Here is a 14,055-nt window from a genome sequence, read left to right on the forward strand (position 1 = left end):
TACCAGTAGTCACCCTGATTATAGCAGACCCCGGGGAGGGATGCCGTTGGATGCCATCGGCCCTGGAGCCGTCCTTTATCTTGCTTTGTGCTGGGCAGCGGGATCCTTGCTATGGGCACGGATCCTTGGCCGTAAGCTTGGTGCAGACCCCATATCCACAGGCAGCGGCAATCCCGGTGCGAGAAATGCCGGGAGATTGTTTGGCCCGGCCGCCTTTGCCGCGGTCTTTATAGGTGATGCGCTAAAAGGCGCCGCTGCTGTCCTTGCCGGCCGGTATCTCGGCCATCCGGAATGGCTGATTGCCGCCGGCGGTGCGCTTGCGGTACTTGGCCATGTTTTTCCCCTGTACGGAGGAAAAGGCGGGAAGGGCGTCTCCGCCTTTGTCGGTGCCGCTCTGGCCTTCTCCCCCTCGGCCTTTGTCGGATTCCTGGTCGGAACGGTTGCTTCCCTGCTGCCGCTCCGTTCAGCGACGCTTGCCATGCCGGGAGGATTTGCGGCTTGGATCGCTGCACTCTGGCTTTCCGGTATCCTTCCCGACTCATGGCCCCTGATTTTGGCGGCAGGAGTCGTGCTTGCCCGGCACAGACAGGACTTCAGTGAGGCAAACCGACGTCGTTAGACATTATTCGATTTATAACAAAAAATTAGAAAGGCTTATATTATACCACTATAATATAAGCCTTTTCCGATTTCCTAGCCCTCTTTATTGCACAGTATGGTATAGTATTCAGAAAACGATAACGCTAGGGGGATGAGAAATGAAGAAAAAGCCAATTGCCTATATCGTGGACAGTACCGCCCACATTTCAACTGAACTCGCGAATCATCCCGATCTTTACGTCGTGCCGCTCAATGTCCATTTCGGAGATCAGGAATATGCGGATGGTGTCGGGATCCGTCCGGAAGAATTGTATGAAAAGATCCGGACATCCAGCGATCTGCCGAAAACGTCGCAGCCATCTGCAGGCCGTTTTGCCGAACTGTTCGATAGACTCAAGGAAGAATATGAGCAGGGGCTTGCGGTCATGCTGACGTCGGAACTGAGCGGAACCTATGCCTCCGCCGTTTCAGGAGCGGAGCTGAGCGGCTTTGATGTCCGTATTATCGATGGCAAGTCTCTTTCCTACGGAACGACCGGACTTGTACGGCTCGCCATGGAACTGGAGCAGCAAGGTAAAAGCCGTGACGAAATTGCCGAAGCCATCAGCGAACATGTCGGCAAGACCCGCTCATTCATCTATATCGGACAGCTGAACCAGCTGCATAAAGGCGGAAGGATGGGAAGTGTTCAGTTCTACCTCGGCAGCATGCTGCAGATCAAGCCAATCATCCAGATCACCCCAGAGGGCACACTTGAGGTCATCGACAAAGTCCGTTCAGAAAAGAGGGCGTTCCGTTACCTGGTGGACAAAGTGAAGGTGGCTTATGAAGATGGCCGGCGCACCATCCACCTTATGCATGCGGACAGCCCGAAGGAAGCCGCCCGGCTTAAGGGTCAGATGCTGGAGGCCATGCCCGGGCTTGAAGTGAAAACGGGCGACATCGGCTCCGTTCTTGCCGTCCATGCCGGAGAAGGCACGATGGCCGTCATCTGGTATGATTTTGATTAATAAACAGGATACGATTCGGGATCTATGATCCCATTAATGCAAATAACGGCCCGGGGCAGATTCCCGGGCCGTTATTCCGTTTAATCAAACCGATCGCTGATCTTCCAGAAGATATATGTGGCGTCCGGCCTCCAGGCATAGGAATCTTTATATGCCCAGTCACGGTCACGGACATTGTACGTATGGGCGTTCACATACGGTACGCCGTCCCTTTTTGACGTCACGATAGTGGTGTGATTGAAGTTGCCGTCCCCTTCGAAGTCATAGGAAATGATATCGCCAGGCTCAAGTTCACCCGCCGATTGGACCCGCCTTGCCGTCAGTCCGCGCTGTGAACCCGCCAGGTACCACCGGAGCGAATGGGACACGCTCCAGCTAAAACTCCAGCTTCCTCCACCGATCCACCAGCCACGCTCCCGATTCGGTGCCCCCCACATCGGCGCACCGCCTGCCCTCAGGCACTGGGATACATAATTCGTGCAGTCCACCGCGAATTTCGGATACGCGGGATTGTAGTCATTCCACCACCGGTTCGCATACGCGACCGCCGCCTCACGGTCATAGACCGCCAACTTCCGCACCCCCTTTCCTGCAACGTATGCACAGGAAGAAGCAGAATATGAAGGAGCGTTTGAGTTCTGCGGAATTATATATGAGAGGTGTTTTCTCATAACATCAAACCCTCTTCTGTATAAAAAGGAAAAACCGCCGTAATCCTGATAAAGGAATCCCGGCGGTTTCGTATGATGGAGCATAGGGGGCTCGAACCCCTGACCTCTGCGCTGCCAGCGCAACGCTCTCCCAATTGAGCTAATGCCCCGTATCTCTGGTACAATGAAGAGTATATCAGCAAAACTCAAATCTGACAATAGCCGTTTTCGAGGTGATCGAATGCAGCACAAAGAACGCGAATTGACGGAGCCTGTCCGATTGTCCAACCCGGACGGGACACTGAATCCGGAAGCGATCGGCTTCGCAAGGACTCCGATTATCACCGGCAATCTCGCCAAAAATTATATGCGCAAAAAACGTTGGAACTACTGGTGTGTCTATGCGGAAGATGTCCTGTTCTCCGTGACGGTATCCCACCTCGATTATGCCGCATCCTGTTTCGTCTACGTCTTCCACTATGAGACGCAGCGTTTTTTCGAGAAGACAGTCACCGTTCCGATGGGCCGCAGCGTCCGCATGGGCGATGAGGTGCTCAGCAATGCATCTTTCACCCATCCCGACATGAACATCCAGATGATCCACTTCAAGGGTGAGACTCAACTTCTTGTCACTGTGCCGGACTTTGACGGGGAACTTCTTCACGCTGATCTGCATATCGGGCATCCTGAAGATGAAGAGTCGCTGAATGTGGTTGTTCCGTGGAACCGCAGCCAATACCAGTTCACAGCCAAACACCATCTCCTTCCGGTCGAAGGATTCATTACCATCGACGACCGACGCTTCCGGATCGGCAGGGAGGAATCCTTCGCCGTCCTTGATTTCGGAAGGGGCGTCTGGCCGCGTAAGGCCACCTGGAACTGGGCAATGGCTTCCCAGCGTTACGGACGCCGGCGCATCGGGCTGAATTTCGGCGGACAGTGGACCGACGGAACCGGCATGACCGAAAACGCGATATTCATCGACGGCAAAATGTACAAGATCAGTGAGGATGTCCTGTTTGATTACGATCCACAGGACTACATGAAAACATGGAATATCCGCACCAAATTCACGGATTCGGTCGACTTGACATTCACACCCTTTTTCGAACGGACCGCTGCCACAGATGCCAAGCTCGTCAAATCCGATGTGCATCAGATGGTCGGCTACTTCAGGGGACGCATACGCCTTCCAGATGCCGGCATCAATCTCCATCTCGTCAAACTGCTCGGATGCAGTGAGGAGCATCGGGCCACTTGGTGATCAGAAACACAGGAGCTGCACTATGCAGCTCCTGTGTTTTATTTGAACAGTTCGAGCATCTTCGCAGGATAATCGGTAAAAATCGCCTGTGCGCCAGCGTCACGGACCAATAGCGCATGTACGGGATCATTAACAGTGAAGACCCGGAGTATAGCGCCTTCCGCCGCTGCGTGCCGGCCGGGTTCCCTTATCGCGAATGGCAAGGCCGGATGAAGGGCATCAGCTCCGATCCGGGCTGCATCTGCAGGGGCATCGGCCAGAATTTCAACAAACAGCATGCCTGTCTCGATTTCCGGAGCTTCTCGCTTTGCCGCCTCCAGCGTCACATGGTCGAACGACGATAAAATGACGCGGTCCCCGATACCGAATTCCTTTACCATGCCGATTACCTTCTCCCGCATGCCGGGATAAGGAAACACATCTGATTTCAGCTCGATGTTCAGACGATGGGGCTTGCCCCGGAACAGTTCCAGCACTTCCCGCAAGGTCGGGATTCGTTCTCCGGAGAATTCATCGGCAAAGCGGCATCCCGCACTAAGCTGTTTTAGCTCAACCAGCGTCATATCTTTGACGTACCCGCTTCCGTCTGTCGTCCTGTCGACCGTCTCATCATGGATGACGACAGGCACGCCGTCACTTGACAGATGCACATCCAGCTCGACCCCGTCAATCGGCAATACCGCAGCTTCCAAGAATGCGGCCATTGTATTTTCCGGCCTGCTTCCTGATGCACCGCGATGTGCAAAAATCTCCAATGCAATCCTCCCTTTCCGTCCCGTCCCTGTTTTCTTTGATTATGGCATATCCCCAACAGCCCTTCATGCAGGAAGCTGTTTAAGATTCGCCTTAACAGGAAACATTAAGGACAAACAGAGAACCCGAAAGGACGTGCACCCATGAAACATCAACTGCTCGGAATAACAGCGTTGGCGGCTGTCCTCACACTAGGCGCGTGTGGCGGAGGCAATAATGACGCCATGGATGATGCCGCCGGAGGCGATAACGATGATCAGGCTCCGACTACGGAAGAAACCGGCGATGCAACCGAAACGGCCATTGAAGATGATAAAGCCGGCGAAAATCCTTCAGGCGGCAAAAACGACGGCATGGAAGAAACCACTCAGGGATACGGCTTCAAGGACTTTGATCTGGAGATCGATGTAGACGGCAAGGACGCAGTGGATGCCAGCTATGAAACAAAGGAAGACGGAACATTTGAAGCAGAGTACAAAAATACGCTTGAAGGCGTCGATTACGGCGATGACAACCAGCAGGAAGAAGCGATGAATGAGCTGGATGCCCTATTCAAGGAAATCCTTCTTGACCAGAATGTAACCGAGGAAAAAGCCAAGACCAAAATCCTGGACGCACTTGAGATTCAGGACTACACGAAATTCGAGCTTGAAGTGAATTTTGACGAAGGTCCAAACCTGAACATCGAAGAAAATAAGTGATCCGCATCGGCGGCCGTCCCATATTTTAGGAGCGGCCGCCATTTTTTGTACCTTTTCAAAGAGGGGCTTCAGGGTGTAAGATGCCCGTACCCCCCCGGAGGTTTAAGAAATGCCGAAAAGGGGGAACTAATTCCGGAGATAGAATCCAAGACTGATGAACTGACGGAGGTCCTCACCATGGCAAAGCAAAGACTGACCTGGGTCGACGTCACGAAAGGATTTCTCATGATTCTTGTCGTGATTGGCCATTATCCCGGAGAACTAGACTTTCCACTATCCAAATACATTTACTGGTTCCATATGCCGGCCTTTTTCCTGCTGAGCGGACTGTTCTTCAAGGAAGTGAAAACCCGTGCGGAAGCCGGCCAGTCCATCAAAAAGCGGTTCATGCAGCTGATCGTCCCGTACCTGTTCTTCCTTGTCCTGATTACCGCGATGCGCTACGGAATGGAACTGGGATACGGCAATACCGACCTGCAATGGTATCTGAATGACCTGTGGACGCTCGTCGTCGGCGGCCGGTTTGTCCGTGGCGCCTATGGCGTATTCTGGTTTGTGACAGCCCTGTTTGCAGTGTTCATGCTGTTCACATTCATGACAAAGTACTTTAGCCGTAAAGTCCAGATCGGCCTTGTCGCCCTGTCTTACGTGGTTGCACACACCGAGAGCCTGTTCGCACAGCGGGTGCTGGACGGCGGAGTCGTCGAATCCGCCCAGCAGATCCCGCTTCCCTGGAACGTCGATGTCGCGCTGATGGCACTGGTGTATTTTGCAATCGGCTACTATTTTAAGACGTTCTGGATGGAGATCAGCGGCAAGTGGCTCGGCACGGCCGCCGCAACGGTTGCCGCCTGTCTCGCCTTCGACGCAACCGGCCTGTTCGACTATCACCTCAGTATGAAGTTTCTGCGGTATGACCACTTCTTCCTGGACCTGATCATTCCGATCTCCTGCACGATTGTTGTGATCGGACTGTTCCAGCGTGCCGCCAAGAGAATACCTCTAAAATGGCTGCAGTTCGTCGAAAAGCATTCGATTTCGATTATGTATCTTCACATTTTCGCGGATATCGTACTGAACGACTTCTTCAACTACGGCCTGATCGGATTTACCGCCATCGGTCTTGTTCTTCCGATTGTGGTATCGGTCGCGCTCGAGAAATTCGTTCCCTACGGCAAAATCCTCCTCGGCGGATTCCGCCCGAGAAAGAAACCCGGCTCTGCCGCGATGGTCAGATAATGAAAAATCCGGAGAGGTCCGCCTCTCCGGATTTTTCGTATGCATCTTTACGAAAGACCAGGCAGGCAGCACGAGTGTACAAAGAGGAGCCACGAAAGACCAAGCATGAAGCATAAGTGTCCTGGCATCGACAACGAAAGACCAGGAACCCGCTGCACAGGAAAAAGGCTTTTCCGGTAGTATTAAAGTGAATACAGCAAACGGCACGGACTCTGGTCGCTTACCTCAGGCCGGCGCCGAGCTCCGCGTAAAGCGGATCTCGACAGCCCGGCTTTTCCTGCAGGTGTCTCCCGGCGTCCGTGCCGTTTGCCATATCATGTGTAGATCTTGAGTTTTCGACAGCCCCTAACCTTTTATAATTCAGCACCTTTCAGCATCTGGTCGTAGAGGCCTCCGCTGCCGATCAGTTCCTGCTGCCTTCCCGATTCGGCAAGGCGCCCGTCCTGCATGACAAAGATGAGGTCAGCTTTTCTCACCGTATTCAGGCGGTGGGCGATGATGAAGCTGGTCCTGCCTACCATCAGGCGTTCTAGCGCTTCTTGGATCTTCATCTCGGTGACTGTGTCGATCGAGGACGTCGCCTCGTCCAGCAACAGGAGAACCGGATCCGCGACGAGTGCGCGGGCAATAGAGAGCAGCTGCTTCTGGCCCTGGCTGATTTCTCCACCGTCCGCGGACAGCACAGTCCCGTAACCGTCTTCCAGCTTCATGATGAAGTCATGCGCATTGGCTTCCTTCGCTGCTGCAATGACTTCCTCATCCGTCGCATCCAGGCGTCCGTAGCGGATGTTTTCCATGACGCTTGCCTCGAATAAAAACGGATCCTGGAGAACGAACGCTGTCTGGCTTCTGAGTGTCTTCCTCGGAAGCTCCGTGATCGGGATGCCGTCGATCAGGATCTGGCCCTCATTCGCGTCATAGAAACGGGCCAGCAACTGCATGACGGTCGTTTTTCCCGCGCCGGTTGCACCGACAAAGGCAGCTGCCTCGCCCGGGCGCACCCGGAAACTCACCCCTTCGACGGTATAGCCGTCCCCGCCATATCCAAAAGCCACATCCCGGAATTCCACATCGCCTTGGAGAATCGTATCCGCATGACCTTTCGCATCGTCCCGCTCCGGCTCCTCGTCCATGATGGCAAACACGCGCTCCGCTCCTGCAATGGCGGAAAGGACGGTGTTGAACTGGTTGGCCAGATCATTGAGCGGACGGGTGAACTGGCGGGCATACTCTGTAAAGATGACGATGGTCCCGATCGTGACCAGCCCGTCACCGGTCAGCGCTAGGATTCCGCCGATGCCGGCAACGACCGCGAACGCCCCATTGTTCAGGAAGTTCATCACTTTCGGTATGAATCCGGCATAGGTCAGCGCCCAGAAGCCGGTCCGGCGGAGACGTTCGCTTTTCTCTGAGAATTCCTCCATCACCCGGTCTTCCTGCGAAAACGCTTTGACGATGCGCTGCCCGGAAATCGATTCCTCGATCATGCCGTTCAGCTCTCCGACCGCGCGTTGCTGAGCCTTGTACAGCCGCCCTGTCCGCTTCGTGATCCAGCGGACCGCGGCAAACATGAGCGGGATGATCGTCATCGTGAGTATGGTAAGCAAAGGACTCAGTGAAAGCATGACGGCGACTGTACCCACAAGCGTCAGTACGCTCGAGAACACCTGGATAAACGAGTTGTTCAATGTCTGGCTGACGTTTTCAATATCGTTCGTCATCCGGCTCATCAGTTCTCCGTGCTGCCTGCGGTCGAAAAACTTTACCGGAAGCTGCTGGAAGTGACTGAACAGGCCTGTGCGCATCTTATACACCGCGCGCTGGGAAATGCCGATCATCCAAAAGCTTTGCAGGTACATGGCAACGGACAGACCGGCATAGAACGCAATCAGAAGGATCACCATCCGGCCGAATCCGCCGAATCGGCCGGCGACGATGTATTCGTCGACAATATGGCCGACAAGATACGGACCGAGGATCGACAGTCCGGAGCTGAGAGCTACAAGGACAAGCACCGCAATGAGAAGAGCGCGCTGTTCATCGACAAGCCGCCATATGCGCAGAAGCACATCCTTCCAATTGTTCGGCCGCTCCCCCTTTTTCTCCTTCGGCTTCTTCAGGTCTTCTTTCGAGAGAATCGGCTCATAGCCGAAAGGCTTTCTGATGAAATCAAACATCCCCGTTCACCTCCCCGGCATGCGTACTCTGCGATTCAACGATCTGCCGGTACAGCTCGGACTGCTGCAGCAGTTCCTCGTGTGTTCCGTAACCCGACACCCGGCCCTCATCCAGCAGGAGGATCCGGTCCGCCCCCGCAGCGGTCCCGACTTTCTGCGTGACGACGAGCATCGTCGCTCGTTCCCCTTCAAGCGCCTCCCAGAGGGCGTTTTCGGTTTTGATGTCAAGTGCTGACGTGCTGTCGTCCAGAATCAGGATGGACGGATGGCGAACGAGAGCACGTGCGATGGACAGGCGCTGCTTCTGTCCGCCCGACAGGTTGACCCCCTTCTGGCCGACCCGCGTTCCATATTTGTCAGGGAAACGCTCGACGGAATCATGGATCTGGGCCTTTCGTGCGGCCTCTTCCAATTCATCCAGCCCGGCCTCCGAGTCGCCCCAGCCCAGATTCTCATGGATGGATCCGGTAAAGAGCATCGACTGCTGCGGCACATAGCCGATGGCATCCCGTAGGTCTTTCAGCGGCCATTCCTGAATGTCCCTTCCGTCCAGCAGCACTCTGCCGGATGTCGGCTCGAAAAACCTTGGAATCAGGTTCAGGAGAGTTGACTTGCCTGAACCCGTCGCACCCATGATGGCAAGTTTCTCACCGGGCTCCACTTGGAAACTGATGTCATGAAGGACTCCCTTGTTCGCTCCGTCATACGTAAACGAAACATTCTCGAAGCGCAGGTCTCCCGCAGGCTGCCTGCCGCCTCCCCGCTCCGCCTCTTCGGTGCCGCCATCTGCAAGAAGCACTTCTTCCATCCGCTCGGCTGAAGCCTTGGCCCTCGAATAAGCCACGATGATGAATGAGAACATCGAGAACGACCCGGTCATCCTGAGCGCGTAGTTGACGATCGCGACCACTTCACCGACTTCCGCACCGCCTCCCCTGACTTCCTGCGCACCAAACCAGAGAACGGCAAGCAGGCTGACGTTCATGACGAACAAAAGCACCGGCAGGATCAGTTCCATCAGTCGGACGGCCGTGACCGTATCTGAACGGAGTGCGCCTGCCACCTTCGTGAAACGGGATGATTCATAAGCCCCTCGCAGATATGCCTTCACCAGGCGCACGGCCTGCAGGTTCTCTTGCACGACACGGTTCACCCGGTCGAGGCGTCGCTGCACACGTCCGAACATCGAGACACCCTTCCTCACCATGAAGACGAGGAATATGACGAGGAACGGCACGCCGATCATCAGGAACACCGCAAGCTTCGGGTTAACGATGAACGCCATGATCAGACTGCCGGCCGCAGCGAGCGGAGCACGCAGCATGATCCGGAGACTCATATAAAGAACGTTCGACGTCATCGTGATGTCGCTGGTCATCCGGGTCAGGAGACCGGACTGAGGGAAGCGCAGGAACGTCGACATCGTGAACGACTGGATTTTCCGGAACATGGCTGCCCGCAGATCAAACGCGAAACTGTGGGCAGCATGTGCTGCAAAAAACGAGTTCGTGACACCCGACAGGAACGCGGCAAACGCAAGCCCCATCATGACCGCTCCCCACATCCAGACCGTTCCGGTGTCCCCGGGGATGATGCCGTCATCAATGATTTTCCCGATGACAAGCGGTTGGATCAGCTCGACCGCCAGTTCCACCAGCATGAGCAGAAGTGCAATGGCAATCGGCCATTTATACGTCTTTGCGTAAGAGAATACTGTTTTCAAAGCTTCACCCCAAATATCCTTCGCGTATCGAATCAACTTGTTTCTATTATGCCATATTCCTTCCCGACCGGATAGGCAGAGGTAGAATTTTCAGTCGATTGGTATTGACCTCATGAATATTGCATAGTATAGTGCATTACAACAGTAATGCACCTAGACACCTGGAGGTGAGCTCATGCCGATCAATCCGGAAAGCGGCATCCCAATCTACCTGCAGATTGCGGACTGGATCGAAGACGGCATCCTGACCGGCTTCTTCGAAGAAAATGAGAAAGTTTATTCCCAGTACCAGCTTGCCGAACAGTACCGAATCAATCCGGCCACCGCCGCAAAGGGCCTGTCACTGTTGGCAGACCAAGGTATTCTTTATAAAAAACGCGGGCTCGGCATGTTCGTATCCCCGGATGCCCGGCGGATTATATTTACACGCCGCCGCAACGGGGTCCTGCAGGAAAAGATACGGGATGCCGTCACAGAGGCCCGACTGCTGGGCCTTTCTGAAGTGGAGCTGATCAGCATGCTCAGGGATGAAATGGGGGGAGACAAATGATGGAAGTGGATTTCCGGAACGTGACCAAAAAATACGGCAGAACAGAGGCGCTAAGGGAACTGACGCTGAACCTGGCCGGCGACAAAATCATCGGCATCCTCGGACGGAATGGAGCTGGAAAATCCAGCGCACTGCAGATTGCGGCCGGCCACTTAAAGCCATCCGCCGGAGACGTAAGCATGCTTGGCGAGAACCCGTTCAACTCGCTCCTGGTCTCAGCCAATACGATTCTTGTCCATGAAGGGATGGCTTTTCCTCCGGCACTCCGGCTTCGCGCTATCCTTGCCGAACTGGAGCGTGCGTACCCTGCCTTCGATAAAAAGCTCGCAAAGAGCCTGCTTGATCATTTTGGCATTCCGGACCATGCGTTCCACATCCAGCTTTCCAAAGGAATGAAAAACACGTTCAACATGGTGGCCGGGATTGCTGCGAGGACACCGCTCACGATGTTCGACGAACCGCTTAACGGGATGGATGCAGGTGTGAGAAGCGACCTTCTCAAGGTGCTTTTGAAAGAATACATCGCCCACCCAAGGATGATTCTCCTTTCGGGACATCAGCTGGAAGGAATGGAAGAGCTTTTCGAGGAAGTTGTCATCCTTCACCACGGCCGCCTTCTTCACCACGGCAATGCCGACGAATTCAAAGAAGGTTTTGTCCGGATCAGCGGGCCTGAGTCCGAAGTGCGGCGGGCCGCGTCAGAGGTGCAGGTGCTGGAGCTTCACGAGACACTGCCGGGCATGGCGGAGGCGATCATTATGGTCCGGCCGGGAACCACTTTATTTATGAATGAAGGACTTGGGCTTAAAAGCACTTCCGTATCTCTCGGGGACGCCTATGTTGCCATGACCCGGAAAAAAGGAGGAATCGACCGTGTCTACGCTGACGCAACCGACGGCAGGTAACGCCGTCAGAAATCAGTTTTTGCGCAATCTGTACGGCCGATCCGGCATTCTCGGGTCTCTCCTGGCTCTGCAGGTCATCGGCATTACCCTGTCCTTTTTCGGAGGAAGCGGCTTTGGGACCAGTGACGGGCAGATCACCATTAACGTGGTCGATTACTCGGCCAACCCGGTCATCGGACTGACACTTCTTTGGGCGATCATCTCACCTCTTTACCTGAGCGGCCGTGACTCGCTGAAAACAGATCTCACCTTCCCCGGCAGCCGGACGACCCGGCATACCGGAAATGCGCTCTATCTTACAGCGCTCGTACTTGCAGGGTCTCTCGTCGCTACACTTGCCAATATGACGTCAATCCTTTTTGCTGTCATCCCGGACCATCCGCTCATACTGCCTGCCGGAGGCAGTACCAGCCACTATGTTTCGTTGTTTGCAGTGCTCACCGGTTACTGTCTTTTGCTTGCGGCGGCCAGCTATTTTGCAGGAACATTATTCAGCGTTTCACGGATTGCCGCATTTGCCCTATTGGCATTGGTCCTCGTTTTCCTAAGAGTAACGGCAGTAAATGAATTAGTTGCCGCCATCGCACGATTTTCCGGGGATGGACCGGCATCCATGATTCTCCTGAGATGTTTCCTGCTTTCCGCTTTCTTCTTTCTGGCAGCAATTGTTGCCGGAAGCCGGCAGGAGGTGAGAGCATGACCGCACTTGCCGTCTTGCCCGTGATGCTTCTCCTCCTGTTCCTGATTTTGGCGTTCCGGTGGAGATATCCTGTCACGGAGGGACGGACGGTACTCAGGCTGTTCGCCGGACTCATTGGCCTGCTTGCCGTTCTGGCGATTGCAGCGCAGTTTGTCCGTCCGTCAGCGGACAGCTTTCCATATGTCGGTGAAGATGCCGCCAACGAGCTGGATGACATATACAGCAAGGTCATCATCGAGGAAAACCCCGATGCCGTGCCCGAGGACCAAATATTCTCCCGGATAACATTCGGAATTGTGGGTGACACACTGACAATCCGTGCAGCGGAAGAGGCTGATGAGATGTCCTTCGTCCAGGCAGTCATTCGGACCGGCAATGGGGACGAAGCAGCCCTCACCATCTTCCGACCCAAATTGATTGCGAACGGGTATGACTTAACGGAAGCCCTTCCCCTCCCCGAGGCGGACATTTCCCCGGACGGGCAGATCCTTACACTTGGCTCCCCGTTTCTTGAATTGACGATCAATCAGATCAGCGAACCGGATCTGCCGCCCTTTTCCAAAAACGACGGCTACTCCAGCTACCATAGGCTGCCGATCTATCTGATTACGGTACCCGAAGGCACGGAAGTAAAGACGGAAGGCCCTATCGATCTTATTGAAATCTGAAAAACCCTCCCCCTGCACCGTCGCAGAGGGAGGGTCAATTTTTGTCCGGGAAATTACATCGTCTTCGGCGGCTCGGCTTCGACCTTGGACGCCTTGCTGCCGGCAACCGACAGCCAGACAACACCGATCAGCATGATGGCAGTGCCCGCAAACTGCCACTGCCCGAGCAACTGGCCAAACCAGAAAATAGACACGACCATCGCCGTCAGGGGCTCGAAGCTGGAGAGGACGCTTGTCTCAACCGGCGAGATATACTGTGTGCTTCCAAGCAGCAGAATAAATCCCGCCGTAGCAAACACGATGATCAAGAGCAGCATGAACAGCGCCGTCGGATCGAACAGCACCGGAATCATCCGGAATACGGCAAGCGGCTGTGTGATGAACAATGCCGCCCCGCCGATCACCATCGCCCAGGCGACGGTTTGGATCACTCCGTACTCATGCATGAGCCGTGCAGGATAAAGCGTATAAAATGCGAACGTGAACCCGAGTGTAACGCCCCAGGCCAACGCTGATGAAGATACTTCTAATGAGGACAGGGAACCGTTTGTCAGAAGCAGCACAAGTCCGGCAAGTGTCACCGCGATGCCCAGGAGCTGATAGACCGGCGGCCACTTTTTATGGCTAAACGTGACGAAGCCAATGACAAAAATCGGCGCTAGAAACTGCAAAAGCGTTGCAATGACGGCATTGCTTTCTTCAATGGTTTTCAGGAATGTGAACTGGACGCCCAGCATTCCGACAATCCCGAATAGGACCAGCTGGCGTGCCCATGCCTTCTGCCTCCAGATCAGACCAACCCGCTTCCCCTGTGAACGCAGGACCAGGAGGAGCACCGCTCCGGCAATCACCAGGCGCAATACGATAAATGGCGCGACCTCTATCGGTTTTTCCGCGAGCAGCCACTCCATCATCGGACCCGTAGCCCCCCAGAGCATTGCACCGATGATAATCATGCCAATCCCTTTCATCCGTGCCATCCGGCCCCCTCCTTTCTGCCAAGTTTCGTTTTCTGCCTTGTCTATCTTACACAATTTCCGATTGTATGGCCGTCTTTTTTTATCCTCTTCCCTCTCAGGTCGCATTCCACCCTCGAATACCCGTTACTTTTGCAG

Annotated in this window: 14 protein-coding genes and 1 tRNA gene; 9 read left to right on the plus strand and 6 right to left on the minus strand. The window is 54.6% G+C overall.

The window, feature by feature from the left end; translation table 11 throughout:
* Positions 1 to 46 precede the first annotated feature (46 nt).
* Together DZC51_RS02460 and DZC51_RS02465 are read left to right on the plus strand one after the other, a co-directional pair.
* A complete protein-coding gene (locus DZC51_RS02460) occupies positions 47 to 619 on the plus strand; it encodes a glycerol-3-phosphate acyltransferase (RefSeq protein ID WP_157293792.1) in 573 nt (190 codons plus the stop codon).
* A 139-nt stretch (positions 620 to 758) separates the two neighbouring features.
* Positions 759 to 1,610, plus strand: coding sequence for a DegV family protein (locus DZC51_RS02465; protein WP_157293793.1), 852 nt, complete (start codon positions 759 to 761; stop codon positions 1,608 to 1,610).
* A gap of 80 nt (positions 1,611 to 1,690) precedes the next feature.
* On the opposite strand, the gene DZC51_RS02470 is transcribed toward DZC51_RS02465, so the two are convergent.
* On the minus strand, positions 1,691 to 2,182 hold the full coding sequence (locus DZC51_RS02470) for an amidase domain-containing protein (protein ID WP_157293794.1): 492 nt from the start codon (positions 2,180 to 2,182) through the stop codon (positions 1,691 to 1,693).
* Positions 2,183 to 2,357: 175 nt separating this feature from the next.
* Positions 2,358 to 2,430, minus strand: a tRNA-Ala gene (locus DZC51_RS02475).
* Positions 2,431 to 2,501: 71 nt separating this feature from the next.
* Here DZC51_RS02475 and DZC51_RS02480 point away from each other — a divergent pair.
* On the plus strand, positions 2,502 to 3,524 hold the full coding sequence (locus DZC51_RS02480; RefSeq protein ID WP_157293795.1) for a DUF2804 domain-containing protein: 1,023 nt from the start codon (positions 2,502 to 2,504) through the stop codon (positions 3,522 to 3,524).
* Between the two features lie 38 nt (positions 3,525 to 3,562).
* On the opposite strand, the gene DZC51_RS02485 is transcribed toward DZC51_RS02480, so the two are convergent.
* On the minus strand, positions 3,563 to 4,279 hold the full coding sequence (locus DZC51_RS02485; protein WP_157293796.1) for a glycerophosphodiester phosphodiesterase: 717 nt from the start codon (positions 4,277 to 4,279) through the stop codon (positions 3,563 to 3,565).
* A gap of 141 nt (positions 4,280 to 4,420) precedes the next feature.
* On the opposite strand from DZC51_RS02485, the gene DZC51_RS02490 reads away from it, so the two are divergent.
* Both DZC51_RS02490 and DZC51_RS02495 read left to right on the plus strand, forming a co-directional pair.
* A complete protein-coding gene (locus DZC51_RS02490; RefSeq protein ID WP_157293797.1) occupies positions 4,421 to 4,978 on the plus strand; it encodes a YusW family protein in 558 nt (185 codons plus the stop codon).
* A gap of 177 nt (positions 4,979 to 5,155) precedes the next feature.
* Entirely contained in the window at positions 5,156 to 6,217 is a 1,062-nt protein-coding gene (locus tag DZC51_RS02495) for an acyltransferase family protein (protein WP_157293798.1), read from the plus strand.
* Between the two features lie 353 nt (positions 6,218 to 6,570).
* Here DZC51_RS02495 and DZC51_RS02500 read toward each other — a convergent pair whose 3' ends face one another.
* A complete protein-coding gene (locus tag DZC51_RS02500; RefSeq protein WP_157293799.1) occupies positions 6,571 to 8,394 on the minus strand; it encodes an ABC transporter ATP-binding protein in 1,824 nt (607 codons plus the stop codon).
* Positions 8,387 to 10,117, minus strand: a complete 1,731-nt coding sequence (locus DZC51_RS02505) for an ABC transporter ATP-binding protein (RefSeq protein WP_157293800.1) — start codon at positions 10,115 to 10,117, stop codon at positions 8,387 to 8,389. Before DZC51_RS02505 ends, DZC51_RS02500 begins: the two co-directional genes overlap by 8 nt.
* A 175-nt stretch (positions 10,118 to 10,292) precedes the next feature.
* On the opposite strand from DZC51_RS02505, the gene DZC51_RS02510 reads away from it, so the two are divergent.
* Genes DZC51_RS02510 through DZC51_RS02525 form a run of 4 tightly spaced genes read left to right on the plus strand, consistent with a single transcriptional unit; the run spans position 10,293 to position 12,940 of the window.
* Positions 10,293 to 10,667, plus strand: a complete 375-nt coding sequence (locus DZC51_RS02510) for a GntR family transcriptional regulator (protein WP_157293801.1) — start codon at positions 10,293 to 10,295, stop codon at positions 10,665 to 10,667.
* Complete coding sequence (locus DZC51_RS02515; protein ID WP_157293802.1) at positions 10,664 to 11,572, plus strand: ATP-binding cassette domain-containing protein; 909 nt, start codon at positions 10,664 to 10,666, stop codon at positions 11,570 to 11,572. Before DZC51_RS02510 ends, DZC51_RS02515 begins: the two co-directional genes overlap by 4 nt.
* Positions 11,541 to 12,272, plus strand: a complete 732-nt coding sequence (locus tag DZC51_RS02520; protein WP_157293803.1) for a hypothetical protein — start codon at positions 11,541 to 11,543, stop codon at positions 12,270 to 12,272. The genes DZC51_RS02515 and DZC51_RS02520 overlap by 32 nt, the downstream gene beginning before the upstream one ends.
* Positions 12,269 to 12,940 (plus strand): hypothetical protein, encoded by a 672-nt coding sequence (locus DZC51_RS02525; RefSeq protein WP_157293804.1) that lies wholly within the window; start codon positions 12,269 to 12,271, stop codon positions 12,938 to 12,940. Before DZC51_RS02520 ends, DZC51_RS02525 begins: the two co-directional genes overlap by 4 nt.
* A gap of 53 nt (positions 12,941 to 12,993) precedes the next feature.
* Here DZC51_RS02525 and DZC51_RS02530 read toward each other — a convergent pair whose 3' ends face one another.
* A complete protein-coding gene (locus DZC51_RS02530; protein WP_157293805.1) occupies positions 12,994 to 13,920 on the minus strand; it encodes a DMT family transporter in 927 nt (308 codons plus the stop codon).
* Between the last annotated feature and the right edge of the window lie 135 nt (positions 13,921 to 14,055).

Source organism: Bhargavaea sp. CC-171006 (assembly GCF_009761675.1).
Classification (GTDB): Bacteria; Bacillota; Bacilli; order Bacillales_A; family Planococcaceae; genus Bhargavaea; species Bhargavaea changchunensis.

Excerpts from the sequence above, each read along its gene's own strand:
- DZC51_RS02515 (WP_157293802.1), top strand. The coding sequence starts at position 10,664 with ATGATGGAAGTGGATTTCCGGAACGTGACCAAAAAATACGGCAGAACA.
- DZC51_RS02500 (WP_157293799.1), bottom strand. The coding sequence starts at position 8,394 with ATGTTTGATTTCATCAGAAAGCCTTTCGGCTATGAGCCGATTCTCTCG.
- DZC51_RS02525 (WP_157293804.1), top strand. The coding sequence starts at position 12,269 with ATGACCGCACTTGCCGTCTTGCCCGTGATGCTTCTCCTCCTGTTCCTG.
- DZC51_RS02510 (WP_157293801.1), top strand. The coding sequence starts at position 10,293 with ATGCCGATCAATCCGGAAAGCGGCATCCCAATCTACCTGCAGATTGCG.
- DZC51_RS02490 (WP_157293797.1), top strand. The coding sequence starts at position 4,421 with ATGAAACATCAACTGCTCGGAATAACAGCGTTGGCGGCTGTCCTCACA.
- DZC51_RS02480 (WP_157293795.1), top strand. The coding sequence starts at position 2,502 with ATGCAGCACAAAGAACGCGAATTGACGGAGCCTGTCCGATTGTCCAAC.
- DZC51_RS02495 (WP_157293798.1), top strand. The coding sequence starts at position 5,156 with ATGGCAAAGCAAAGACTGACCTGGGTCGACGTCACGAAAGGATTTCTC.
- DZC51_RS02465 (WP_157293793.1), top strand. The coding sequence starts at position 759 with ATGAAGAAAAAGCCAATTGCCTATATCGTGGACAGTACCGCCCACATT.
- DZC51_RS02530 (WP_157293805.1), bottom strand. The coding sequence starts at position 13,920 with ATGGCACGGATGAAAGGGATTGGCATGATTATCATCGGTGCAATGCTC.